Raw genomic sequence first — 26341 nt, forward strand, 5'->3', positions numbered from 1 at the left:
GTCCTCCCTATCGCCCGAGGTAAACTTCAATAACCTGTTCATTGGCCTGGACGTCGCGCAGGCTCCCTTCCGCCAGCACGCGTCCCTGATGCAAAACGGTAACATGGTCGGCAATGGTTTCGACAAACCCCATGTCATGCTCCACCACCATCAGCGAGTGTTTCCCCGCCAGAGTGCGAAACAGCTCAGCGGTATACTCCGTTTCCGCGTCCGTCATCCCCGCCGCAGGTTCATCCAGTAGCAGCAGATGCGGCTCCTGTACCAGCAGCATACCGATTTCCAGAAACTGCTTTTGTCCGTGCGAAAGCAGCCCGGCGCGACGCCCACGCTCCGCGCCCAGGCGCAATAGCCCGAGCATCTCGTCAATGCGATCCCGCTGCTCGCCCGAGAGGCGCGCTCTTAACGTGGCCCAGACGGATTTATCCTCTTTCATCGCCAGTTCCAGATTCTCCTCCACCGTCAGGGCCTCAAACACGGTCGGTTTCTGAAATTTACGCCCAATGCCCTGGCGGGCAATCGCGATAGGATCGAGCGAAGTTAAGTCCGTGGACTGATCGTAAATCGCGCGTCCGCTTTGCGGCCGGGTTTTACCGGTAATCACATCCATTAAGGTGGTTTTTCCGGCGCCATTAGGGCCAATAACGCAGCGCAATTCCCCAACGCCAATGTTCAGGGTTAAATCCGTCAGCGCCTGGAAGCCGTCAAAATTGACGTTGATCCCTTCCAGTTGCAGAACCGGGTCTGTTTGATCGCGAAAACGATCCCCCGGCAACTGGCGGGTAAAAAGTCCGTCATCCGGTTGCATCATTTTTCTCCTTTGCGAAACAGACCAATGACGCCGCGCGGTAAAAACAGCGTAACGCCAATAAAGATCAGGCCGAGAAACAGCTGCCAGTACTCCGGCATAATCACCGTAAACAGACTTTTAGCGCCGTTCACCAGCACTGCGCCAAACACCGGGCCAATTAAGGTGCCGCGCCCGCCCAGCGCGACCCAGATGGCCGCTTCAATAGAGTTGGTCGGCGACATTTCGCTGGGGTTAATGATGCCGACCTGAGGAACGTACAGAGCGCCCGCCAGACCGCACAGAACAGCGGAGAGCGTCCATACCAGCAGTTTGAAGCCACGCGGATCGTACCCACAAAACATCAGGCGATTTTCCGCATCGCGCACGGCGGTCAGAACGCGGCCAAACTTACTGCGCGCAAGGAGATACCCCAGCCACAACGCCAGCACCAGTAATATGACGGTCGCGAGAAACAGCGCAACGCGCGTGGAGGTCGCCGCAACAGGAAAGCCCAGCAACGTGGTAAACCCCGTAAACCCGTTATTGCCGCCAAACCCGGTTTCGTTACGGAAAAACAGCAGCATGCCTGCGAACGTCAGCGCCTGGGTCATAATGGAAAAATAGACGCCTTTGATTTTTGAGCGGAAGGCAAAATAGCCGAACACCAGCGCCAGCAGCCCCGGAACCAGCACAACCAGCAGCATCGCCCAGGCGAAGTGCTGCGTTCCCCACCAGAACCACGGTAATTCACTCCAGGAGAGGAAAGACATAAACGCGGGAAGTCCGTCGCCAGAGGCCTGACGCATCAGATACATTCCCATCGCATACCCGCCCAGCGCGAAGAAAATACCGTGCCCCAGCGACAGCATTCCGGCATACCCCCACACCAGATCCAGCGCCACAGCGACAATGGCGTAACAGAGGATCTTCCCGGCCAGCGTTAACACCCAGACCGGGACAGCCAGCGGGTGATCCGCAGGCAGCAGCGCCAGAAAAGGCAGAATCAGCAGCGCCGCCAGCAGGCAGAGGCCAAAAACCTGGACAGTACGCGGCGCTCTACGCGCCAGTGTTAATGTCATTGGCATGGTCATTAATCAATAACCCTCCCTTTCAGCGCAAACAATCCCTGAGGCCGTTTCTGGATAAACAGAACGATCGCAATCAGAATGACGATTTTGCCCAGCACCGCGCCCATTTGCGGTTCCAGAATCTTATTGAAGATACCCAACCCAAATGCGGCGGCCACGCTCCCCGCCAGTTGTCCGACGCCACCGAGCACCACCACTAAAAATGAATCAATAATGTATCCCTGACCCAGTTCCGGCCCGACGTTGCCCAGTTGCGACAAGGCCACGCCGCCCAATCCGGCGATCCCCGAGCCGAGGCCAAACGCCAGCATGTCCACGCGCCCCGTCGGCACGCCGCAACACGCCGCCATACTGCGGTTCTGCGTTACCGCGCGAACGCGCATCCCGAGGCGGGTTTTATTCAGCAATAGCCAGGTGAAAAACAGCACCAGCATGGCGAACCCCAGCACCACGATACGGTTCCAGGGCAACGTCAGGTTGGCATAGACCTGCACCCCGCCAGAAAGCCACGCAGGGTTGGCAACCTCCAGGTTTTGCGCGCCAAAGGTCATGCGTACCAGTTGGATCAGCATCAGACTAATCCCCCAGGTCGCCAGCAGCGTTTCGAGAGGACGACCATAAAGATGGCGAATAATGCCGCGCTCCAGCGCCATTCCAGTTCCGGCGGCGATCAGGAAGGCAACCGGCAACGCCACAACGGGATAAAACGCCAGCCACTGTGGCATGAACTGCCCCATAAACTGCTGAACCATCCATGTGCTGTACGCGCCAAGCATCAGCATTTCACCGTGCGCCATATTGATTACGCCCAGTAATCCATAGGTGATCGCCAGCCCCAGGGCCGCCAGCAGCAGAATCGATCCCAGCGACAGCCCCATAAATGCCTGCCCCAGGAGATCGCCAATCACCATCCGCTGCGCGATTGCGTTCAGGCTTTCTGTCGCGGCCTCGCGAACACGCGCATCCGGTTCATGTTCAGCATCCGTAAAGGGTTGCAGGCGTGATTGCGTTTCCGGGTCGCCCGACTGCCCCAGTAAGACAATCGCCTGACGCCGGACGTCAGCGGAAGGACTCACCAGTTGCAGGTTAGCCAGCGCAATCTCCAGACGTGATGTCACTTCGCTTTCCGTTTCCTGCGCCAGCCGCTGCTGTAAAAGCGGCAGCATCGCGGGCGTGGCCTCCCGCTGTAACAGGCTGGCGGCAGCGGCTCTTTCCGTGACATTGTCACTTAATAGTTGATGCGTGGCTAACGCCCCGCTGACCAGGTTTCGCAGACGGTTAGTCAGACGAACTTTTTTCAGTTCGCCATCGGGCGCGGCGACAGCGCCGAGCGGCAGAACCTGCGTACCCTGCCGAATGAAAGCGTGCTTTGCGCTATCAGTCAGCACATTCTCACGCGCTAATGCGTTCAACAAAGGCAAACGCTGCGCCTCAGGCGTGATGGCCCATTGTTCTAATAACGTCGCCTGTTGCGCCCGGCTGGCGCCAACAAATACATCGGCATCGGTTGCCTGCACGATCCACGGCACCAGCCACGTCATTAGCAACACACCCCGAATAAAGCGCATGGCTTTCATGAAAGTGTTCTCCAGAATGTGCCCTCCCGCAGGAGGGCAAAAGATCAGTTGCTGGCGGTTTTAACAGGCTGGTCTGATTTTTTATCGTTACCGGCGATAAACGGGCTCCAGGGCTGGGCGCGAACCGGTTCGTCGGTTTGCCATACCACATTGAACTGGCCGTTATCTTCAATTTCGCCAATCATGACGGGTTTATGCAGATGGTGGTTGGTGGCGTCCATCGTCAGGGTAAAGCCAGACGGCGCAGCGAAGGATTGCCCCGCCATCGCCTCGCGGACTTTATCGACGTCGGTCGTACCGGCTTTTTCTACTGCCTGCGCCCACATATGCAGGCCCACATAGGTCGCTTCCATCGGATCGTTGGTCACGACGGTGTCGGCATTCGGCAGCTTATGCGCTTTGGCGTATGCCCGGTAATCCGCAACGAATTTCTGGTTAGTGGGGTTGTCGACAGATTCAAAATAGTTCCACGCCGCCAGGTTGCCCACCAGCGGTCTGGTATCGATACCGCGCAACTCCTCTTCACCGACCGAGAATGCCACGACCGGCACGTCTGTCGCTTTTATCCCCTGATTCGCCAGCTCTTTGTAGAACGGAACATTTGAGTCGCCGTTAATGGTGGAGACCACCGCCGTTTTACCGCCCGCAGAGAATTTTTTGATATTGGCGACAATAGTCTGGTAATCGCTGTGTCCGAACGGGGTATACACCTCTTCAATATCTTTATCCTCGACGCCTTTGGCATGCAGCCAGGCGCGAAGGATCTTATTGGTGGTACGAGGGTAGACATAATCGGTTCCCAGCAGGAAAAAGCGTTTCGCGCTGCCGCCGTCTTCACTCATCAGATATTCGACAGCCGGAATAGCCTGCTGATTTGGCGCTGCGCCGGTATAGAAAACATTCGGCGATAACTCTTCCCCTTCGTATTGCACAGGGTAAAACAGCAGCCCGTTTAACTCTTCAAATACCGGCAACACCGATTTACGCGATACCGACGTCCAGCAGCCAAACACGACCGCGACTTTATCCTGGCTCAGCAGCTGACGCGCTTTCTCTGCAAACAACGGCCAGTTTGAGGCCGGGTCAACCACCACCGGTTCCAGCTTTTTGCCCAGCACGCCGCCTTTAGCATTGATCTCATCAATCGTCATCAACGCCATATCTTTAAGCGGGGTTTCCGAAATGGCCATCGTGCCGGATAGCGAATGCATGATGCCGACCTTAATCGTATCGGCCGCCTGAACGCTAAAGCTCAGCCCCATCGCAACCACCGAGGCGGACAGTGCAAAGGCTTTTAATAATGTACGACGCTGCATAGTTTCACTCCTGAAATTAAGCTTGCTGGAAGTCCCGGTGCAACCGGACGGGCAAATGGTGCAAATTAAGGATGTTCAGAAGTGATAAGGCAAAATCGATGCCAGATTTTTAAATGTCTATAAATATCAATTTATTAACCGGCAACAGGGCTGAAAAAAGAAAATCGGAAACCACAAGGCGGGAAATACAACGAGGAAAATGATCCAGAATGAAACAGCGTTGCATTACGAATGTGCAACGCTGTGTAACAAAGAGAGGCAACTTACCAGACCTGACTGGCGATTTCGGTGATGAGGCGTACTTTGCCCCATTGCTGGGCTTCCGTCAGCGTATTCCCCTCTTCCGTGGAGGCAAATCCACACTGTGGGCTAAGGCAGATCTGCTCTTTTGCGACATAGCGCTCTGCCTCCTGCAAGCGGGCTTTCACCCCTTCCGGGTTTTCCAGCTCGCCGTTTTTCGTGGTCACCAGACCCAGAACCACCTGCTGACGTCCGGGCCGAACAAAGCGCAGCGGCGCGAAATCACCGGAGCGATCGTTATCATATTCCAGGAAAAACGCATCAACGTTCACCGTGCCGAACAACACTTCCGCCACCGGTTCATAGCCCCCTTCAGAGATCCACGTCGAACGGAAATTTCCCCTGCAAACATGCAGCCCGACCGTCAGATCGGCTGGTTTATCCTCCAGCGCACGGTTAATCACGCGGGCATAAATCTGCGCCAGCTCGTCAGGATCGTCACCCCGCTCACGAATCTGCTGACGTTGCTGGTCGGAGCACAAGTAAGCCCAGACGGTGTCATCCAATTGCAGATAACGACAGCCAGCTTCATAAAAAGCATGAATCGCATCGCGCCAGGTGGTAGCCAAATCATCAAAATAAGCGTCCAGATGCGGATAAACGGTAGCATCGATATCTTTGCGCCCGCCACGGAAATGCAGCACGCTGGGGGATGGAATGGTCATTTTGGGCTCGGCTGCACCGCTAATGCTTTTCAGATAGCGGAAGTCTTCCAGCATAGGGTGATCGCCAAACCCCAGTTTTCCGGTAACGCGCACGCCGTGCGCTTTTGTCTGCACGCCATTAAACTGGATCCCCTTCTCAGCGTCATAGCGTTCAACGCCTTGCAGTCCATCAAAGAAATCAAAATGCCACCAGGCGCGGCGAAACTCGCCATCCGTGACGACATGCAGCCCGCAGGCACACTGCTGCTCCACAACGGTGCGGATAGCGTCATCTTCTACCGCGCGCAATTGTTGCGCCGTTATCTCACCGCATGCAAATTGCAAACGAGCTTGTTTGATCGTGTCCGGGCGTAAAAAACTGCCGACGATGTCTGCGCGAAACGGGGCCTGTTGTTTTTGCATGTGATCTCCTCATTCACCCGGCATTAGTTGCCTGACGTGATAATTTATTATTTGAAGTTTAGACTTCTGGATGGCTATGCGTCTAAAAATGACATGCAACCTGCTCACTGACAACCGAGAAAAATTCATCACCCTTGAAATAAATTCACATTGCCTCATCGTTTTGTGACGCTTTTTCATAGTCTGAAATCCCATGCCGGAAAAATCCTGACGTTAACGTTGAAATAATCACCTAATTCAGCATTTGTTTAGATTTAATCTGCTACTATGGGTGCTCATGAGGTGAATTAAGGTAAGAGAGGAAACACACAAATAAAAGGAGGCATTATATGCTGGGTAATATGAACGTTTTCATGGCCGTTCTGGGAATTATTTTATTTTCTGGTTTTCTGGCCGCGTATTTCAGTCATAAATGGGATGATTAATGAACGGAGATAGCTCCTCACCGACAAGGCCCCTTGTAGCGTAACTGCACAAGGGGCCATTTTTTTACCCGCCCGGCAGACAGACAAAAAAAACCGCCGGATAAACCAGCGGTGAATGCTTGCATGGATAGATTTGTGTTTTTACCTTATGCGTTATCAGGCAATTCCCTGCGCAGATAACGGATCGTTTACCATCCTGACACAGACAATATCAATGAAGGTTAAACAACATAGAACTAAACCAGCAAAACCGGCGTTTCGCGCTTCCATCCCTTTGCACACTTATGTCAGTGAATAACCGGTTATGTAAAGAGCGTGCCGTTCGGCTCATGCTACACACGCGTGATTTGCTGATCTTTATCCATAAACATGCAGCGATTCCTTCCGGTTTGTTTACCCCGGTACATTGCCCTGTCTGCGCGTCCGATGACGACATCCAGCGGCTCTCCCTGCTGCGCCTGGGTAATGCCCGCAGTTACCGTTATCGAAAGTTCTCCGTCAGGGTAGTTAATCGGATTATCCGCCACTAGCTGGCAGATACGTAACCCTGCCCGACAGGCCTGTTCATCCGTTTTTGTACGGATGATAATCACAAACTCCTCCCCGCCATAGCGGTAAGGCGTTTCATCGTAGCGCGTCCAGACGGATAAATTCGACGCCAGGGTGCGCAGCACGCTATCACCGACCAGATGACCATAGTTGTCATTGACCAATTTAAAGCGGTCAATATCAAAAAGCAGCAAATATAAATTAAGCGGTTGTGCATCAATAAGCTGACGATCGAAAGATTCATCAAGGACTCTGCGCCCGGGTAATCCGGTTAATATATCCATATTGCTGCGAATATTGAGCAGATATATTTTGTAGTCCATCACCGCCGAGGTAAATGCTAATAACGCTTCCTGAAAACGGTCAAAATGGTGATCTTCCGAACGTTTCTCCGCGATCGCCCGCAGTAATTCCCGACCTCGTGTGTGCATGTGTTCATGAGCAATAATAATCTTGATAACAAAGCCCTTTTCTTCAGGTTCGTGTACCGGATGATTATTTAGCCATTGGCTGAACTGACACAGACAGTGAGAGTTGATATCGAAAATATCGGGTTGATTGACATCGCCAGACACTGTGCAACGAAACATTTTCACCAGCCACTGATAGTGGGCATCAATAGACTGGTTCAGATCTAACAAGATGGTATCGATTTCTATCGTTTTTTTAATCATTGCCGCTCCTTGGGCATACATCCTTGATGTACCGTAGTCTAGCGGTACAAAAGCAAATTTATGTCAATTTATTAATAGAAGGCCGAACCAGGAAATGGAGAATCTATAACGCTATGATTTTAAAGTGGTAATAAAGGAAAAAAGTGAATAATCCTGGAATATTTGCAATGCACTTAACATCTTTAATCGCCCTTCCCCTGCTGCGCCAGGCGAGTCAGGATCGTCTGACCGATATAATTACTCCAGTTGAAACTATTTTGCAAAACCACTACCGCGTTGCGATTTCTTTTATCAAACCCAATATAGCTGGAATACCCACCAATATATCCGACCTGATAGGTGATCTTTTGCGCAGAAAACTCATCACTCACCCACGCAATATTCGCTGCTTCTTTCTGTCGATAATAATAAGTCTGTGTGGCTTCAGCAAAAGCCTGATCGATGGCCGAAACGGTTGTGGATGTAAAATGCGCGCGGGCATAATTAGCCAGATCGCGGGCGCTACTGTATAAACTGGCCGCCCCCATCATATTTTTGTTAAAAACCCAGTCTGGCGTCAGATGACCACGGGTAATGAGCTTAGGCTGATCGCCAGCATGGCCCAGCGCTCTTCGCGGGTATGCCTTCAATAAGGTGGGCGTATAACTGCTGTTTGTCATCGCCAGTGGTTCAAATATCATGCGTTGCGCCAGCGCCTGGATCGGCTCTCCCGTTCTGCGCTGCAAAATATACCCCAGGATGGCGTAGCCGATGTTGGAATACTGCGGAACGCGCGCGTCCGGCGCAGTAAAATCACTGAGATAACCCAGCACGGCGTCGCTGTCCAGCTGCGTATAAAAGTTCTCACCGTTACTGAAATAGCGCATTAAGTTTTCCAGCGTCAGCAAATCCATAGGCTGCCGGGGCAAACCGGAAGTGTGAGTCACCAACTGGAGGAGCGTAATATTTTTGGCGTCAGGGCTTAAAGGCGTATTCTGTGGAAGCAACGTTTCCAGTGTATCCGTCCAGTTAAACACACCTTCATCCACCAGCATCGTCGTCACTTCTGCCGTCACGCCTTTACTCAGCGAGCCTAAAGCGAACAGCGTATCTGGCGTGATGGGATAACGATTTTTATCATCGGTTATCCCGTAACTGTGAAATTCTGCCGGGCCATTATTCTGAATAACAGCAACAACGACGCCAGTCACCTCTTTTTCCCGCATATATTGCCGAATCATCGGATCAATACCGCGCCCGTAGTATCCCACCACAACTTGCGCGCTTTTTTGCGCAGGCATATCCAGCTGTGAAAGCGTACTGTTGCCACACCCGATGAGCGCAAATAAGGATACGCAGAGCATCTGGTGTTTAATTTTCATTGTTCGCATCAGTTCTGATTCACAGACACAACAGGTTTTTTCTCAAACAAAGAGAAAAGCGGAAGAGAATACGAACACATGAAAACAGGGGCCCCGGATAAAAAGAAGCCCGCATTGTACACCAGTATCCCGGCAGCTTACTTAACATTGACAAAAAATCAGAGCGTTGCCTGATAAACATTCAGGCAGCGCCCTTGCGCTTAGCGGTCTAAACCCCGGTGTTTTAACATGGGTTCGATACGCGGTTCATGACCCCGCCACGCCGGGTAGAGGCGTTCCAGGTCCGTACTGTTGCCGCGTGACAAGATGGCATCACGGAAACGCTGTCCGTTCTCACGCGTTAACCCTCCCTGTTCAACAAACCACTGGTAGCCGTCGTCCGCCAGCATTTGCGTCCACAAATAGGCGTAATAGCCTGCCGCATACCCGCCACCGAAGATATGGGCGAAATAGCTGCTCCGGTAGCGCGGCGGCACTGCCGGAAGATCGAGTTCTTCCGCCGCCAGCGCCTGCTGTTCAAAGAGATCGACCGACTGCGATGCCGAAAAGGTTTCAAGACTGTGCCAGCGCATATCCAGCAATGCGGCGCTGAGCAGTTCCGTCATGTCATAGCCTTTGTTAAACAGGCTTGCCCGCCGCATTTTTTCCTGCAACGCTTCAGGCATTTTTTCACCCGTCCCGACGTGGCGTGCATAGCGTTCGAACACCTGCGGATGACTTGCCCAGTGCTCATTAATCTGCGAAGGAAATTCGACAAAATCGCGCGGGGTGTTCGTCCCCGACAGCGTCGCATAGCGCTGTGTCGCAAACAGGCCGTGCAGCGTATGACCAAATTCATGGAACAAGGTGATCACATCATCCCAAAGCAGCAATGCGGGCTGCCCTGCCGCTGGCTTCTGGTAATTACAGACGTTGTAGATAACCGGTCTGGTTTCGTTAAGCGTGGATTGTTCAATAAAATTGCCCATCCATGCGCCGCCGCTTTTTGACTCGCGGGCAAAGAAATCACCATAAAACAACGCCAGGCCGACGCCATCATGATCGAAAATTTCCCAGACGCGGACATCAGGATGGTAAACCGGGATATCAAAGCGCTCGATAAATTTAATGCCGAACAGCTGGTTTGCCGTCCAGAACACCCCGTCGTTCAGTACCGTATCTAACGCAAAGTAAGGTTTGAGCTGCGCTTCATCCAGCGCGTATTTTCCACGGCGTACCTGCTCAGCATAGTACGCCCAGTCCCACGCCTGGGTCGTGAATCCTCCCTGCTCATCATCGATCACTTTCTGGATCTCAGCCTGCTCATCCAGCGCGCGCTGACGCGCGGCCGGAACAATGGCGCGCATAAAAGCGAGCGCCGCGTCAGGCGTTTTCGCCATCTGATCGGCGGTTTTCCAGGCGGCATAACTGGCAAACCCGAGTAATGTTGCCTGCCGGGTACGGATGTCCACCAGACGCTGAACAATCGCACGCGTGTCGTTGGCGTCGTTCTTTTCCGCACGAGTCCATGCGGCGTTGAACAGATTTTCACGGGTCTGGCGATCGCGTAAAACGGCCAGTGTCGGTTGTTGTGTGGTATTGAGAAGCGGAATAAGCCAGCGATCCGCCAGCCCTTTTTCTCTGGCGGCATCAGCGGCAAGAGCGACCTCCTCCTGACTCAATCCGTCCAGTTGATGGCGATAATCAACCACCATCCCACCGGATTTATTCGCCGCCAACAGCCGCTGATTAAACTGGCTGGTCAGCGTGGCGGATTCGGTATTCAGGCTCCTGAGCTGCGCTTTATCGTCATCGCCAAGCTGCGCGCCGGAAAGTACAAAACGCTGGTGGATAACCTCCACAAGACGCAACGACTCGGCATCCAGCGCCAGCGTCTCCCGCTGTCGCCAGACCGCATCCACACGCGCAAAGAGCGTACTGTTGAGATAAATATCATTTGCCAGCGCCGCCAGTTCAGCGGAAAAGGCTTCATCAAGGCGCTGTAATTCGTCATTGGTATGCGCCGCTGTCATGGCGAAAAACACGCTTGTCACACGGGTGAGCAACGCGCCGCTTTGCTCCAGCGCCAGATACGTGTTCTCAAAATCAGGCGCTTGCGGGTTTTGGACAATCGCATCAATTTCAGCGCGCTTTTGCCGCATCCCTTCGTCAAACGCCGGGCGGTAATGGCGGTCTTCAATCAGATCAAAACGCGGGGCCTGGTAAGGCAATACGCTCTGGCTAAAGAATGGATTCGTTAACGACATTTTTCACTCCTGCAAACGATTTGTTCATTAGAGTAGGTCTCCCTTGAAATGACCGCAATCCCATTAACGAGGATTACCCCTGAACAGAGATGGCGTGCTATGGTAATACAACACAAAAAGCGTTGAGGAACAGTGAGATGATCGTTTTAGTCACCGGTGCGACCGCAGGTTTCGGCGAATGCATTACACGTCGTTTTATTGAGAATGGACACAAAGTGATTGCCACTGGCCGTCGCCAGGAACGCCTGCAAGAATTGAAAGATGAGCTGGGCGACAATCTGTTTATCGCTCGTTTAGATGTGCGTAACCGTGCATCCATTGAAGATATGCTGGCGTCATTACCCGCAGAGTGGCGCAACATTGATGTGCTGGTCAACAACGCCGGGCTGGCGCTGGGGCTTGAGCCCGCGCATAAAGCCAGCGTGGAAGACTGGGAAACCATGATCGACACGAACAACAAAGGTCTTATTTACATGACCCGCGCGGTTCTGCCTGGCATGGTGGAGCGCAATCGCGGCCACATCATCAATATTGGCTCTACCGCAGGTAGCTGGCCATACGCGGGTGGCAACGTATATGGCGCAACCAAAGCGTTTGTGCGCCAGTTCAGTCTGAATCTGCGCACGGATTTACACGGTACGGCAGTACGCGTTACCGATATTGAACCCGGTCTGGTCGGCGGCACGGAGTTTTCTAACGTCCGCTTTAAAGGCGATGACGACAAAGCGGGTAAAACCTACGAGAACACAACCGCGCTCACGCCGGATGATGTCACAGAAGCGGTATGGTGGGTCGCTAATCTGCCTGCGCATGTGAACATTAATACGCTGGAAATGATGCCGGTTACGCAGTCTTTTGCCGGACTGAGCGTTCATCGGGGTTAATTTTTATACCCGGCCTGCGGGTCGGGTATAGATAGTGACAAAAAAGTGGTAGAGTATTCTGGTTAACTCTCTAAAAAGTAAGAACGAATGACCGTCGAAACCCAACTCAATCCTACGCAGCCTGTAAATCAGCAAATTTACCGCATTCTCCGACGTGACATCGTGCACTGTCTGATTGCGCCAGGCACACCGCTTTCCGAGAAAGAGGTTTCCGTGCGCTTTAACGTGTCGCGCCAGCCTGTACGTGAAGCGTTTATTAAGCTGGCGGAAAACGGTTTGATTCAAATCCGCCCTCAGCGCGGCAGCTATGTGAATAAGATTTCATTATCGCAGGTGCAGAATGGGTGCTTTGTTCGACAGGCCATCGAATGTGCGGTCGTTCGTCGCGCGGCGTTGATGATCACCGACAGCCAGTGCTATCAGCTGGAGCAGAACCTTCACCAGCAGCGGATCGCCATTGACCGCAAGCAGCTCAACGATTTCTTCCAGCTTGATGATGAATTTCACCAGAAACTGGCATTAATTGCCGATTGCCAGCTGGCGTGGGATACGGTTGAAAATATTAAAGCCACCATTGACCGCGTGCGTTATATGAGTCTGGATCATGTGTCGCCGCCTGAAATGTTGCTGCGCCAGCATCATGATATTTTTGCCGCCCTGGAAAAGCATGACGCCGACGCGGTGGAACGCGCGATGACTGTGCATCTACAGGAGATTGGCGAGTCCGTTCAGCTTATCCGCCAGGAAAACAGCGACTGGTTCAGCGAAGAGTAATCCCGCTGACAAACAAGCCGGATGGCGGCGTAACCGCCTTATCCGGTCTACAATAGTCAATGATGTTGAACGTTGCAGGCCTTATCCGGCCTACAACCATGCAGAGATTACGCTGATGCGATATTCGCCGCATATTTTGCAACGGTTGCTTTCGCACCGTTGGCAAGCAGCGACAGATACGCTTCTTTCACCTTATTCGCAAACAGCTCAACGTGCGGCAATTCGTTACCGAAAATCGCATCAATGGCCAGCAGCGCCTGAACGCGACTTTCCCCTTCTTCACTGCCCTGAACCGCTTGCTGAATAACCGGCAGCAGCGGATCGCTAATTTCAATCGGATTCCCCTGCTCATCAACGCCGCCAACGTAACGCATCCAGCCCGCCACGCCTAAGGCCAGCAGGTCGAAACGGCTGTTATGCGCGATATGCCAGCGAACGGAGTCCAGCATACGCTGCGGCAGTTTCTGGCTACCGTCCATCGCAATTTGCCAGGTACGGTGACGCAACGCCGGGTTGCTGTAGCGCGCGATCAGCAAATCGGCATAACGCTTCAGATCCACCCCCTTCACTTTCAGCGTCGGCGCCTGTTCCTGCAACATCAACGCATGCGCGGCCAGGCGGTAATTTTCATCTTCCATGCAGTCATTAATGTGCTGATAGCCCGCCAGATACCCGAGGTACGCCAGGAATGAGTGACTGCCATTAAGCATACGCAGTTTCATCTCTTCGAACGGGATAACATCTGCCACCAGTTCAGCGCCCGCTTTTTCCCATTCAGGGCGACCCGCGACAAAATTATCCTCAATCACCCACTGGCGGAACGGTTCACACGCCACACCCGCAGGGTCGCGTACGCCGGTTAACTGTTCGATCTTATCCAGCGTGTCAGCCGTCACCGCCGGTACAATACGATCAACCATCGTGGACGGGAACGTCACATGTTGCTCAATCCACGCGGCCAGTTCTGCATCTACCGCACGGGCATAGGCAGTAACCACATTGCGCATGACGTGTCCATTTTCAGGCATGTTATCGCAGGACATCACGGTAAATGGCGCCAGGCCAGCCGCTTTACGACGCGCCAGCGCTTCCACCACCACGCCAGGCGCGGACTTCGGCTGCTGCGGGTTTTGCAGATCGGCGGCGATCATCGGGTGATCCAGCATCAACTGACCGGTCGCCGGAGAGTGGCAGTACCCTTTTTCTGTAATCGTCAGGGAAACAATCGCCACCTGCGGCTCGCACATGGCGGCCAGGACGGTTTCCAGACCGTCAACCTGCGCGTGCAGCGCGTTTTTTACCACCCCAACAACCCTTGCGGTCCAGGCATCCGCTGACATTTCCGCCACGGTATACAGGTTGTCTTGCTGTTTCAGGTCGGCAATCTGCTGCTCGCCGCCAATCAGGTTGACTTCACAGTATCCCCAGTCGCTGTTGTGTTCCGCCGCGAGGATATCCGCGTAGACACCCTGATGCGCGCGATGGAATGCGCCAAAGCCCAAATGCACAATGCGAGGAACCAGTCTGGCGCGATCGTAATGAGGAAGCGAAGCCTTAGCCGTTAAGAGCTTGTTTTGCATGGTATGACCTATTGTATGAATGAATTCAGGACCGTCTCAGAGTAACGCCTGTAGGGTTGTATGATTTGATTTGAATTAAGCTTTTTGCAATTGGTATGACATCATTTTAAAGTTATGTGACAACATGACCGAAATTCAACATTCCCTGTCCATTCCGGTCATGCCCTGTGCGACGTTACCCTACCTGTGTTGCCGAACCCTGAACGCTACTTGCCGCCTTTAGGTCCGCTGCATCCTCCAGCACGCTCAGATCGCGATCTCTCACTTCCGGCATCAAAATCGCTGAAATTAAGCCGATAAGAGAATAGGCAATGATCATCGCTAATATAGGCAACCAGGAATCGGTCATATTACAGAAAATACCTGCCAGTACAGGACCAAATCCAACGGCGACTAAGCCACCGGCTTCTTTTGAAATCGCCATCCGGGTAAAGCGATTACGCGAACCAAACATCTCGGCCATCGTAATGTTTTCCAGCGCGAAGAGACCCAACACGGCAAAGTTATGAATAACAATAAGCGCGGTCATAATCACGCCGGGGCTATAGGTTTTATCCACGATGATAGACAACATCGGGTACGCAAGAATAATCGCAGATATATTCAATAAAATATAAGGCAGGCGGCGGCCATATTTATCAGATAACCATCCCAAAAGTGGAATAGTAATAAAACCAATGACAGAGCTAATCATTAACGCGTCGGTAGGAATCGCCTTATTGAATAATAACGTCTGCACTAAATATCCTGCAAGGAATGTCTGAATTAATCCAGAATTGCCCGCCTGACCGAAACGTAAACCGGTTGCCAGCCAGAAGGATTTACTGCTAAACATGGCACCCAATGTGTTTTCTGATGCGTTGTTTAACGCTGGCGCATTTTCGCTTTCATTGACCTTTTCAAATACCGGGCTTTCTTTGAGGTTCATACGCAGCCAGATAGCGAAGATCATGACAACAACGCTCGCCAGGAATGGGATACGCCATCCCCAGGCCAGAAGCTGTTCTCTGTCAAGCGCAAAGAACATCACTGCCCAGATTGCCGTTGCGCTCAGCGTACCGCAGTTTGTTCCCATTGCGACAAGCGAGGAAATAATGCCGCGTTTCCCTTTAGGCGCATACTCAGCCAGCATCGTTCCCGCCCCGGAGATCTCCGCCCCGGCGCCTAACCCCTGAACAATACGTAACGTCACCAGTAAAACAGGCGCAAATATACCAATTTGCGCATAGGTCGGCAGAACCCCAATGAGGGTTGTACAAATCCCCATCATGGTGATAGTGATAAACAAGACCTTTTTACGCCCAATACTGTCGCCCATTTTGCCGAAAATAAACGCGCCGACAATACGTGCGATATATCCTGCGCCATAGGTTCCCATCGCCAGAATAAGCGCCATTGCGGCGGACTGTTCCGGGAAAAATATCTCATGGAAAACTAATGCAGCGCCCAGAGAATATAACTGGAAATCCATAAACTCAAGGGCGGTTCCCAGCCAACCGGATACGGCGGCTCTGATTAAATCTTTTGTTGACCGTTCATGTTTTTGTTGAGTCATATTGGCAATCTCTAAGAGGTAAGATGCGTACCACTCTCTCGCATTTATTAATATTATTCAGAGAATGTGAGTAAAACCTTGCAGCAGTGCCGTTGGTCTTTCTCAAACAATTCAATCGCGTCAGTGACATGGTGATAATTAAACGTATGCGTGACGAGCTTATCGGGATCGATCAGACCTTTTTCCAGCCAGCCAATAACGACCGGGAATTTATTCGCATTCAAACGGGACGAATAAATTGACAGCTCCTTGCCGGTAATCCCCTGCTGCACAATCTGGCAAGGATCGCTGGAGAACCCCATCAGTACAATGCGCGCGGCGGGCGACGCCAGCGAGATAGCTTCTTGTAAAATGGACGGATGACACGCCGCATCGACGATCAGCGTCGGTTTTAACCCTTTTTCATCCAGGAAATCTTGCAGAGATTGCTGTCCATTATTGATAACCCAGTCGGCGCCGCTTTCTTTCGCCATCTCCAGTCGTTCATCAATACGATCGGCAACAATCACCTCTTTAACGTTATAAACGCCCTTCAGCGCCTGAACCGTCGTCAGTCCCATCGGCCCTGCGCCATAAATCAGCGCAATATCGTTCTCTGTCGGATTAACCTGCCCGGTGACGTTCGCCGCAATGGTGAAAGGTTCAACCATCACCGCGTGCTTATCAGCAATGGCATCCGGGATCGTAAACGCGTTTTTTGCCGGAACGACCGCATATTCACTAAATCCGCCGTCACGGTGTACGCCCAGAACAACCAGCGAGGTACATACATTGGGCTTGCCTATTGAACAGGGATAGCAATGCCCGCAACTGATGACGGGATCGACCGATACGCGTTCCCCCACTCTGGCGTGGCTAACACCTTCGCCCACGGCGTCAATCACACCAAAAAATTCATGCCCGATAACACGCGGATACTTTGCAAAAGGATTATGTCCACGATAGATATGGCTATCAGAACCGCAGATCCCCGCCAGTTTCACTTTAACCCGAACGTCCCCGGCCGCAGGCTCAGGGATAGGACGCTCCGCTAAAACCAGCGTGTCAGGTTTTTCAATCACTATACTTTTCATGTCATATCACTCCTTACCAGTTCCACAACGTGCCATCTTCCAGACGGGCGACCGGCAAATACGCAGGGTCATACGGATATTTCGCCGCCAGTTTTTCATCAAACTCAATACCAAGACCCGGCTTGTCGCCTGGGTGCATATAGCCGTTATCGAACGTCCAGCTATGCGGGAAGACATCAAGCATTTGTTCGGAGTACCCCATGTATTCCTGAACGCCAAAGTTAGGCACCCACAGATCAAAGTGAAGCGCTGCGGCCATGCAAACCGGCGACAAATCAGAAGGCCCATGAGACCCTGTGCGCACCTGGTAAAGCGAGGCAAAATCCGCAATGCGGCGCATCCCCGTAATGCCGCCGGCATGGGTAATGGTGGTGCGGATATAATCAATCAGTTGCTCTTCAATGAGCTGCTTGCAGTCCCAGATGCTGTTGAACACTTCCCCGACGGCAATCGGCGTCACCGTATGCTGACGAATCAGACGGAAGCATTCCTGGTTTTCCGCAGGCGTCGGGTCTTCCATCCAGAACAGACGATAATCCTCAACGCGCTTACCAAAACGGGCGGCTTCAATCGGCGTCAGGCGGTGGTGCATGTCGTGAAGCAAATGCTCTTCAAAACCAAATTCAGCACGTACGGCGTCAAACAGTTTCGGCGTGAAATCGAGGTATTTCTCGGTTGACCAGAGTTGCTCTTCCGGCCACTGGCCTTTCGTTGCGGGTTCGTAGGCCAGACCTTTGCCTTTAGACATGCCGTAGGTGGTTTTCATACCCGGCACGCCGCACTGCACGCGAATCGCTTTAAACCCCATCTCTTTGTGACGCGCATAATCTTCCAGCACATCATCAATGGTGTGACCCGTCGTGTGGCAATAGACCATCACGCCTTCGCGGGATGCGCCGCCCAGCAACTGATACAGCGGCATGTTGGCGGCTTTCGCTTTGATATCCCACAGTGCCATGTCAACGGCAGAAATAGCAGACATCGTGACCGGCCCGCGACGCCAGTAGGCGCCTTTATAAAAGAACTGCCAGATATCTTCGATACGGTGCGCATCGCGGCCAATAAGCTGCGGACAAAGGTGATCTTTCAGATAGGATGCCACCGACAGCTCACGGCCATTCAGGGTAGCGTCGCCCAGGCCGGTGATACCGTCCTCGGTGGTGATTTTCAGCGTGACAAAGTTACGTCCCGGACATGTGACAAAAACTTCAGCCCCTACAATCTTCATTGTTGTTCCTTACATCTCTTCTGTGCGATGCAGGAAATTTACACACCTGAACTACTACCATACAAGTATAATGATCAAAAAATCGCTCATCGATCACAAAATAAGGCGCTTAAGCGCGCCCCCACCCGGCAACGATAATCAGCATTCCACAGAGTGCGATCAGTGCGCCTGACCAGTCATAAAGACTGAGTCTGACGCCGTCAACAAAGCGTAACCATAACAGCGCAGTACAGACATAGACCCCGCCATAAGCCGCATAGACGCGGCCGCTGGCGGCCGGATGCAACGTCAGCAGCCAGACGAATAATGCCAGTGAGACTCCCGCCGGAACCAGCAGCCAGGCCGTCGCGCCCCGCTTCAACCATAGCCAGGGCAGAAAACAGCCCACGATTTCGCACAGTGCGGTCATGAAAAAAAGAAGTGTTGTTTTTAGCATCATCATCATTGCGTTACGTCAGGTTTAAGCATGATACGCCAGAATAGCGCCTTCGTATCCATACCCGCAGGATGGGTATGCCCTGCGCCAGGAATGGTGTAGAATTTAAACAAGTTTTATCCCTCTATCATGAAAGGAATTAACCATGAACAATACACTTAGCAAACGCCTGTGCCTGACGGCAATGCTTGCGCTGGGTGCTGTCGTGTATACCACCTCCGCATTCGCGAATACCAGCAAACTGATCATTGAATCTGGAGACAGCGCGCAAAGCCGCCAACACGCAGCCATGGAAAAGGAACAATGGAATGATACCCGCAGCCTGCGCCAGAAAGTGAACACGCGCACGGAGAAAGAGTGGGACAAAGCCGACGCCGCGTTTGATAACCGCGACAAGTGCGAGCAGAGCGCCAACCTTAACGCGTACTGGGAACCAAATACGCTGCGTTGCCTGGATCGTCGTACTGGCCGTACCGTTGCGCCATAACAGTGCGTTGAGCGACAGACGGTAAGGACACAAAATGACCCACGCCAACAGTGTTAAGTTGCGCCCGCTGGAGCGCGAAGATTTACGATTCGTCCACCAGCTTGATAACAACGCCAGCGTAATGCGTTACTGGTTTGAAGAGCCGTACGAAGCGTTTGTCGAGCTGTCTGACCTGTATGATAAGCACATTCATGACCAGAGCGAACGGCGCTTTGTCGTGGAGTGCAACGGCGAAAAAGCCGGTCTGGTCGAACTGGTAGAAATTAATCACGTTCACCGCCGGGCTGAGTTTCAAATCATCATCTCGCCGGAATACCAGGGAAAAGGGCTGGCTTCGCGCGCAGCGAAGCTGGCGATGGACTACGGATTCACCGTACTCAACCTTTATAAGCTGTATCTGATCGTTGATAAAGAAAACGAAAAAGCCATTCACATTTACCGTAAGTTAGGTTTTATGGTTGAAGGTGAACTGATTCATGAGTTCTTTATCAATGGCCAATACCGCAACACCATTCGTATGTGCATTTTCCAGCAGCAATATCTGGACGATCACAAAACGCCAGGCTCAAGCCTGCTGAAGCCTACCGCACAGTAAGCCGCTACCCGGCTGTGTCAGACGCAGCCGGGTAATAATCAATCGTATTTTTAATGGTATAGCTCCGCGCAACGGCGGGTTCGACGCTTTCATCAACGATCACAAGCTGGCAGTTGATCGGATTGGCGTAATTATCATATTCACACGTCTGCTTCACATTGCCTAACGGGCGATCGTTCAGCAGGCTGACCGCCGTATAGTCGAGCTTTTTAAGCGGGTCCGCCGACGGTTTTGCATCAATAGATAACGTTTTGTCTTTACTGATGGTGGTCTTACCCAACGGATACCCTTCCGCATCATAGCGGTATTGTACCTTCGTCTCTCTTCCCGTTGCGGAAACAACAAAACCGTTATCGTCCGTATCCCAGACCACGCCTGCCGAGGGCAACTCCGCCAACTGACATTTCCCCTGCAAGCGCACTCTTTTCTCCATCGTCTCGGCATCGCGGTAGTAGTTTGCATCCAGTACCAACGCCAGCCCGGTATTGTTTTCCAGATCGTGCAGTTCCAGCGTATCAAAGCAGCCTTCCTGCGAAAGCGTTCCGCTGATGCGCTTCGTCACTTCCCCTTTGTCGTTCATCAACGTCTGGCTGAAATCTTTAACCGGGCCGCGCAACGGATCAAAATCGAACTCATTGGAAAAGCTGGCCATTTCCGGGGTAAAGGAGACCAGAACAGTGGCGTTATCACATCCAACAAGCAGCACACACAGAAAGCTCACCAGGGTCTGTTTCTTCACGTTATTCACCAGGATAAGGAGATGATTCTCAATCATATTAGCAAATACAGTTGTTTACACTAGAAATGCTAAGCTTTCATTATCGTGTTCATAAAAGGAGTGAATGATGAAAATCTCAGCAGGAATTGCAGCGTGTCTGCTCATCGTCGCCTCCCCGCAGGTACTGGCGGCGCCGGAGTCATGTGAAAGAGTCAAAAGCGACATCGAACAGCGCATCATTAACAATGGTGTGGCGGAGTCCAGTTTTACGTTAACTATTGTTCCTAATGACCAGGCGGATCAGCCCGATTCCCAGGTCGTAGGCCACTGTGCAAACGATACCCATAAAATTTTGTATACCCGCACCAGCAGCGGAAACGCCCCCGCCAGTACCAGTCCTTCTCAGGACGGGCATGCTGTCGAACCTCAGTAACAGATAAGAGCCTGATATACCAGGCTCTTACTCCCTCTTAGAAAGATTCCCTCAATTTTGACATGGATTAATAACCCCTACCTATAAGGGGTTAAAATCACTCTTTCATTAGTATCCTATTAATTTCGTTATAAACATAATTATATAACGATAACTATAATGGAGTGAATTATGTCCGATGTTGAACAACAGGGAGGCATCAGCCGCAGGACGTTAGTGAAATCCACCGCGATAGGATCGCTGGCGCTCGCTGCCGGAGGGGTCTCCTTGCCTTTCGGGATGCGTACCGCGGCGGCTGCCGTGCAGCAGGCAATCCAGCCCGTTGAAGACAAAGTGGTCTGGGGAGCATGTTCGGTCAACTGCGGTAGCCGCTGCGCCCTGCGTCTCCACGTCAAAGATGATGAAGTCTGGTGGGTGGAAACCGACAACACCGGCGAAGATGTCTATGGCAATCACCAGGTGCGCGCCTGCCTGCGCGGACGTTCAATCCGTCGGCGAATTAACCATCCTGATCGCCTCAACTACCCGATGAAACGCACAGGCAAACGCGGCGAGGGGAAATTTGAGCGCATCAGTTGGGAAGAAGCGCTGGATACCATCAGCAACAGCCTGAAAAACACGGTCGATAAATACGGTAACGAGGCGGTGTACATTAACTACACCTCCGGTATCGTCGGCGGCAACATCACCCGCTCCTCGCCTTATGCTTCTCTGGTGGCCCGCCTGATGAACTGTTACGGCGGTTTTCTTAGCCACTATGGCACCTACAGCACCGCGCAAATCGCGGCGGCCATGCCCTACACCTATGGTTCGAACGAGGGTAACAGCACCTCCGATATCGAAAACACCAAACTGGTGGTGATGTTCGGTAATAACCCGGCAGAAACCCGTATGAGCGGCGGCGGAATTACCTGGTTCCTGGAACAGGCCAGGGAACGTTCAAATGCGCGCATGATCGTTATCGATCCACGCTATACCGATACCGCGGCAGGACGTGAAGACGAATGGATACCTATTCGTCCCGGCACCGATGCCGCGCTGGTCGCCGGACTGGCCTGGGTGCTCATCACCGAAGATCTTGTCGACCAGCCTTTCCTCGACAACTACTGCGTGGGTTACGACGAAAAAACGCTACCGGCCGATGCGCCAGCGAATGGCCACTATAAAGCCTATATTCTGGGTCAGGGCGAAGACGGCACGGCCAAAACGCCTGAGTGGGCGTCGCGTATTACCGGTATTCCGGCGGATCGCATCATTAAGCTCGCCAGAGAGATTGGCGCGGCTAAACCGGCCTGTATTTGTCAGGGATGGGGCCCGCAGCGTCAGGCGAACGGTGAACTCACCGCACGCGCGATTGCGATTCTGACGGGCAATGTCGGTATTCACGGCGGGAACAGCGGCGCGCGTGAATCCACCTACACCATCACCATTGAACGCATGCCGTTACCGGAAAACCCGGTAAAAACGCAGATCTCCGTGTTTACCTGGACGGACGCCATTGCCCGCGGCCCGGAAATGACCGCCCTGCGCGACGGCGTGCGCGGTAAAGAAAAGCTGGATGTGCCGATCAAGTTCATCTGGAATTACGCGGGCAATACCATCACCAACCAGCATTCGGATATCAATAAAACACACGAGATCCTGCAAGACGAATCAAAGTGCGAAATGATCGTGGTCATCGACAACTTTATGACCTCTTCCGCGAAATACGCCGATATTCTGTTGCCGGACCTGATGACAGTCGAACAGGAAGACATCATTCCTAACGACTATGCGGGCAATATGGGTTATTTAATCTTCATCCAGCCCGCGACCGCCCCTAAATTCGAGCGTAAGCCCATTTACTGGATAATGAGCGAAGTCGCGAAGCGGCTGGGCCCGGACGTGCACCAGAGGTTTACCGAGGGGCGAACCCAGGAACAGTGGCTGCAATATCTGTACGCCAAAATGCTGGCTAAAGACCCGGAATTACCGGGCTATGACGAGCTGAAAAAAATAGGGATCTACAAGCGTAAAGATCCCAACGGCCATTTCGTGGCCTATAAAAAATTCCGTGAAGACCCACAGGCAAACCCGCTGAAAACGCCGTCCGGCAAGATAGAAATTTACTCCAGCCGCCTGGCTAAAATCGCCCAAACCTGGGAGCTGGAAAAAGACGACGTCATCAGCCCGCTTCCCATTTATGCTTCAACGTTCGAAGGATGGGACGATCCTAAGCGCAGCGTATTCCCACTGCAACTCTTTGGTTTTCATTATAAATCACGCACGCACTCCTCTTACGGCAACATTGATGTTCTCAAATCCGCCTGCCGTCAGGAAGTCTGGATTAACCCCGTGGATGCGCAAAAACGCGGTATCGCCAACGGGGATATGGTGCGGGTATTTAACGATCGCGGCGAAGTCCGCATTTCGGCGAAAGTCACGCCACGCATTCTCCCCGGTGTGAGCGCGATGGGCCAGGGCGCCTGGCATGATGCCGATATGTCGGGCGATCGCATCGATCATGGCGCCTGCGTGAATACGTTAACGACGCAGCGCCCCTCTCCGCTGGCGAAAGGAAATCCGCAGCACACCAATCTGGTCGAAATCGAGAAAGTGTAACCCCCATCTCCTGAAACGATTACAGGCGTTTCGGGGGATGTGTTCGCACGTCCATCGGTCATGTGAACAAACCAACGTCCTGTAAAAACAAATTTTATAAATCGCGTTTCTTTTTTTTAATCAATAAGCAAAGTGAGTAACTATGAAAATCACCACGCCTGAGGCGCTCATGACGGCCACTATCAGCCGTCGTAGTCTGGTGAAAACATCCGCCATTAGTGGTCTCGCGCTCGCCAGTAGCGCCTTCACGCTTCCTTTCTCCCGAATCGCCCACGCCGCTGACGGCCTTTCGCCTGCGCCAGTGGAAGAAAAAGCGGTCTGGAGTTCCTGTACCGTCAACTGCGGGAGTCGCTGTCTGCTACGGCTGCATGTGAAAGATGATGCGGTGTACTGGGTCGAGTCCGACACCACCGGCGATGACGTCTACGGCAATCATCAGGTGCGGGCCTGCCTGCGCGGACGCTCGATCCGTCGCCGTATGAATCACCCGGATCGCCTTAAATACCCGATGAAACGCGTCGGTAAACGCGGCGAAGGCAAATTTGAACGTATCAGCTGGGATGAAGCGCTGGATACCATTGGCGACAACCTGAAGCGTATTCTGAAAGACTACGGCAACGAAGCCGTACATGTGCTGTATGGCACCGGCGTGGATGGCGGGAACATCACGAACTCCAACGTGCCTTATCGTCTGATGAACTCATGCGGTGGTTATCTCAGCCGTTACGGCAGCTACAGTACCGCACAAATCAGCGCCGCAATGAGTTATATGTTCGGCACGAATGACGGCAACAGCCCGGATGACATCGCCAACAGTAAACTGGTGGTAATGTTCGGCAACAACCCGGCAGAAACGCGCATGAGCGGTGGCGGCGTGACCTACTATGTGGAACAGGCTCGCGAACGCTCCAACGCCAGAATGATCGTCATCGATCCGCGTTATAACGATACGGCGGCGGGTCGCGAAGATGAATGGCTCCCTATTCGTCCCGGTACTGATGCCGCGCTGGCGGCGGGGATCGCCTGGGTACTCATCACCGAAAATCTGATCGACAAGCCTTTCCTCGATAAATACTGCGTCGGTTACGACGAAACGACCTTACCCGCCAGCGCGCCGCGTAATGCGCACTATAAAGCCTATATTCTGGGCGATGGCCCGGACGGTATTGCCAAAACACCGGAATGGGCCGCGCATATCACCAGTATCCCGGCGGAAAAAATCATCCAGCTGGCACGGGAAATCGGCTCAGCAAAACCGGCGTATATCTGTCAGGGCTGGGGGCCGCAGCGTCACTCCAATGGCGAACAGACTGCGCGCGCGATCGCCATGCTCTCTATCCTGACCGGCAACGTCGGGATCAACGGCGGCAACTCCGGCGTGCGTGAAGGCACCTGGGACCTCGGCGTAGAGTGGTTTTCTATGCTGGATAACCCGGTAAAAACGCAGATCTCCGTTTTTACCTGGACAGACGCCATCGATCATGGCGCGGAAATGACCGCCACACGCGACGGCGTGCGCGGTAAAGATAAGCTTGATGTCCCGATCAAATTTATGTGGTGCTACGCCAGCAATACGCTGATTAACCAGCATGGCAACATCGCCCACACCCATGACGTATTACAGGACGACAGCAAGTGCGAAATGATCGTCGGGATTGAGCACTTCATGACGGCGTCCGCCAAATACTGCGACATTCTGCTGCCGGACCTGATGCCAACGGAACAGGAAGATCTTATTTCGCACGAATCCGCAGGCAACATGGGTTATGTCATCCTGGGGCAACCGGCCACCTCACCAAAATTTGAAAGAAAGCCGATCTACTGGACGCTGAGTGAAATCGCCAGACGTCTCGGCCCGGACGTCTACCAGACATTTACGGAAGGCCGTACCCAGCACGAGTGGGTGAAATACCTGCATGCCAAAACCAAAGCGCGTAACCCGGAAATGCCGGACTACGAAGAGATGAAAACCACCGGCATCTTCAAGAAAAAATGCCCGGAGGAACACTATGTCGCCTTCCGTGCATTCCGCGAAGATCCTGCCTCCAGTCCGCTGAAAACGCCATCAGGGAAGATTGAAATCTACTCCGAGCGGCTGGCGACCATCGCCGACACCTGGGAGCTGGAAAACGATGAGATCGTTCATCCGCTGCCCGCCTATGCGCCAGGGTTTGATGGCTGGGACGATCCCATCCGAATAACCTATCCGCTGCAATTGACCGGCTTCCACTATAAAGCCCGCACCCACTCCAGCTACGGCAATATTGACGTGTTGCAGCAAGCGTGCCCGCAAGAGATCTGGATTAACCCCATTGACGCGAAAGCGCGCAACATCCAACAGGGCGACACGGTGCGCGTATTTAACAATAACGGGCAGATGCTGATCCCGGCAAAAGTTACGCCACGCATTTTGCCGGGCGTTACCGCCATCGGACAAGGCGCCTGGCTCAAGGCGGATATGTTTGGCGACCAGGTCGATCACGGCGGTTCCATCAACATTCTGACATCACATCGTCCTTCTCCGCTGGCGAAGGGGAACCCGTCTCACAGCAATCTCGTTCAGGTTGAGAAGGTATAAGGAGTAACC

At 52.9% G+C, this 26341-nt stretch carries 22 protein-coding genes; 8 read left to right on the forward strand and 14 right to left on the reverse strand.

Annotated features, from left to right (window positions below; genetic code table 11):
* Positions 1-7: 7 nt before the first annotated feature.
* The 5 genes from urtD to CKO_RS06690 form a co-directional block, all read right to left on the reverse strand.
* Positions 8-805, reverse strand: a complete 798-nt coding sequence (urtD, locus tag CKO_RS06670) for an urea ABC transporter ATP-binding protein UrtD (protein WP_024130341.1) — start codon at positions 803-805, stop codon at positions 8-10.
* A complete protein-coding gene (gene urtC / locus CKO_RS06675; RefSeq protein ID WP_012132433.1) occupies positions 805-1878 on the reverse strand; it encodes an urea ABC transporter permease subunit UrtC in 1074 nt (357 codons plus the stop codon). The genes urtD and urtC overlap by 1 nt, the downstream gene beginning before the upstream one ends.
* Positions 1878-3452, reverse strand: a complete 1575-nt coding sequence (gene urtB, locus CKO_RS06680; protein WP_012132434.1) for an urea ABC transporter permease subunit UrtB — start codon at positions 3450-3452, stop codon at positions 1878-1880. The genes urtC and urtB overlap by 1 nt, the downstream gene beginning before the upstream one ends.
* 44 nt (positions 3453-3496) lie before the next feature.
* Positions 3497-4768 (reverse strand): urea ABC transporter substrate-binding protein, encoded by a 1272-nt coding sequence (urtA, locus tag CKO_RS06685; protein ID WP_012132435.1) that lies wholly within the window; start codon positions 4766-4768, stop codon positions 3497-3499.
* 263 nt (positions 4769-5031) lie between these two features.
* Entirely contained in the window at positions 5032-6135 is a 1104-nt protein-coding gene (locus CKO_RS06690; protein ID WP_012132436.1) for a cobalamin-independent methionine synthase II family protein, read from the reverse strand.
* A 329-nt stretch (positions 6136-6464) separates the two neighbouring features.
* Here CKO_RS06690 and mgtS point away from each other — a divergent pair, with 329 nt between their 5' ends.
* Positions 6465-6560, forward strand: a complete 96-nt coding sequence (gene mgtS / locus CKO_RS23270; protein ID WP_000901367.1) for a protein MgtS — start codon at positions 6465-6467, stop codon at positions 6558-6560.
* Positions 6561-6892: 332 nt separating this feature from the next.
* On the opposite strand, the gene CKO_RS06705 is transcribed toward mgtS, so the two are convergent.
* The 3 genes from CKO_RS06705 to dcp form a co-directional block, all read right to left on the reverse strand.
* On the reverse strand, positions 6893-7783 hold the full coding sequence (locus tag CKO_RS06705; protein ID WP_024130343.1) for a diguanylate cyclase: 891 nt from the start codon (positions 7781-7783) through the stop codon (positions 6893-6895).
* A 182-nt stretch (positions 7784-7965) separates the two neighbouring features.
* Positions 7966-9144, reverse strand: a complete 1179-nt coding sequence (locus tag CKO_RS06710) for a serine hydrolase domain-containing protein (protein ID WP_012132439.1) — start codon at positions 9142-9144, stop codon at positions 7966-7968.
* A gap of 200 nt (positions 9145-9344) precedes the next feature.
* Positions 9345-11390 carry a peptidyl-dipeptidase Dcp gene (gene dcp / locus CKO_RS06715; RefSeq protein ID WP_012132441.1) on the reverse strand — a complete coding sequence of 682 codons (2046 nt, stop codon included), beginning with the start codon at positions 11388-11390 and terminating at the stop codon, positions 9345-9347.
* A 137-nt stretch (positions 11391-11527) separates the two neighbouring features.
* Between dcp and ydfG the strand changes: the two genes are divergently transcribed.
* Together ydfG and CKO_RS06725 are read left to right on the forward strand one after the other, a co-directional pair.
* Positions 11528-12274 carry a bifunctional NADP-dependent 3-hydroxy acid dehydrogenase/3-hydroxypropionate dehydrogenase YdfG gene (gene ydfG, locus CKO_RS06720; protein WP_024130344.1) on the forward strand — a complete coding sequence of 249 codons (747 nt, stop codon included), beginning with the start codon at positions 11528-11530 and terminating at the stop codon, positions 12272-12274.
* 87 nt (positions 12275-12361) lie between these two features.
* On the forward strand, positions 12362-13048 hold the full coding sequence (locus tag CKO_RS06725; protein ID WP_012132443.1) for a GntR family transcriptional regulator: 687 nt from the start codon (positions 12362-12364) through the stop codon (positions 13046-13048).
* 107 nt (positions 13049-13155) lie between these two features.
* Here the strand turns inward: CKO_RS06725 and CKO_RS06730 are convergent, their stop codons facing one another.
* The 5 genes from CKO_RS06730 to CKO_RS06750 form a co-directional block, all read right to left on the reverse strand.
* Positions 13156-14628 carry a mannitol dehydrogenase family protein gene (locus CKO_RS06730; RefSeq protein ID WP_012132445.1) on the reverse strand — a complete coding sequence of 491 codons (1473 nt, stop codon included), beginning with the start codon at positions 14626-14628 and terminating at the stop codon, positions 13156-13158.
* A gap of 175 nt (positions 14629-14803) precedes the next feature.
* A complete protein-coding gene (locus CKO_RS06735; protein WP_012132446.1) occupies positions 14804-16183 on the reverse strand; it encodes an MFS transporter in 1380 nt (459 codons plus the stop codon).
* A gap of 53 nt (positions 16184-16236) precedes the next feature.
* Positions 16237-17256: a Zn-dependent oxidoreductase gene (locus tag CKO_RS06740; protein ID WP_012132447.1), complete on the reverse strand. Its 1020-nt coding sequence runs from the start codon at positions 17254-17256 to the stop codon at positions 16237-16239.
* A gap of 13 nt (positions 17257-17269) precedes the next feature.
* On the reverse strand, positions 17270-18484 hold the full coding sequence (rspA, locus tag CKO_RS06745) for a starvation-sensing protein RspA (protein ID WP_012132448.1): 1215 nt from the start codon (positions 18482-18484) through the stop codon (positions 17270-17272).
* A gap of 109 nt (positions 18485-18593) precedes the next feature.
* Entirely contained in the window at positions 18594-18920 is a 327-nt protein-coding gene (locus tag CKO_RS06750; protein WP_024130346.1) for a YnfA family protein, read from the reverse strand.
* A 145-nt stretch (positions 18921-19065) separates the two neighbouring features.
* Here CKO_RS06750 and CKO_RS06755 point away from each other — a divergent pair, with 145 nt between their 5' ends.
* Together CKO_RS06755 and speG are read left to right on the forward strand one after the other, a co-directional pair.
* Positions 19066-19407 carry a DUF1283 family protein gene (locus tag CKO_RS06755; protein ID WP_012132450.1) on the forward strand — a complete coding sequence of 114 codons (342 nt, stop codon included), beginning with the start codon at positions 19066-19068 and terminating at the stop codon, positions 19405-19407.
* Positions 19408-19441: 34 nt separating this feature from the next.
* Complete coding sequence (gene speG / locus CKO_RS06760; RefSeq protein WP_012132451.1) at positions 19442-20002, forward strand: spermidine N1-acetyltransferase; 561 nt, start codon at positions 19442-19444, stop codon at positions 20000-20002.
* Positions 20003-20006: 4 nt separating this feature from the next.
* On the opposite strand, the gene CKO_RS06765 is transcribed toward speG, so the two are convergent.
* Positions 20007-20741 (reverse strand): YnfC family lipoprotein, encoded by a 735-nt coding sequence (locus CKO_RS06765; RefSeq protein WP_024130347.1) that lies wholly within the window; start codon positions 20739-20741, stop codon positions 20007-20009.
* Positions 20742-20844: 103 nt separating this feature from the next.
* Here CKO_RS06765 and CKO_RS06770 point away from each other — a divergent pair, with 103 nt between their 5' ends.
* The 3 genes from CKO_RS06770 to ynfF all read left to right on the forward strand — a co-directional run bounded on the left by CKO_RS06770 (position 20845) and on the right by ynfF (position 26332).
* Positions 20845-21153: a DUF1161 domain-containing protein gene (locus CKO_RS06770; protein WP_012132453.1), complete on the forward strand. Its 309-nt coding sequence runs from the start codon at positions 20845-20847 to the stop codon at positions 21151-21153.
* Between the two features lie 171 nt (positions 21154-21324).
* Positions 21325-23754: a selenate/tellurate reductase subunit YnfE gene (gene ynfE / locus CKO_RS06775; RefSeq protein WP_012132454.1), complete on the forward strand. Its 2430-nt coding sequence runs from the start codon at positions 21325-21327 to the stop codon at positions 23752-23754.
* 142 nt (positions 23755-23896) lie between these two features.
* Entirely contained in the window at positions 23897-26332 is a 2436-nt protein-coding gene (gene ynfF, locus CKO_RS06780; RefSeq protein WP_012132455.1) for a selenate/tellurate reductase subunit YnfF, read from the forward strand.
* The last annotated feature ends 9 nt before the right edge of the window (positions 26333-26341 follow it).

This window comes from Citrobacter koseri ATCC BAA-895 (assembly GCF_000018045.1).
GTDB lineage: Bacteria > Pseudomonadota > Gammaproteobacteria > Enterobacterales > Enterobacteriaceae > Citrobacter_B > Citrobacter_B koseri.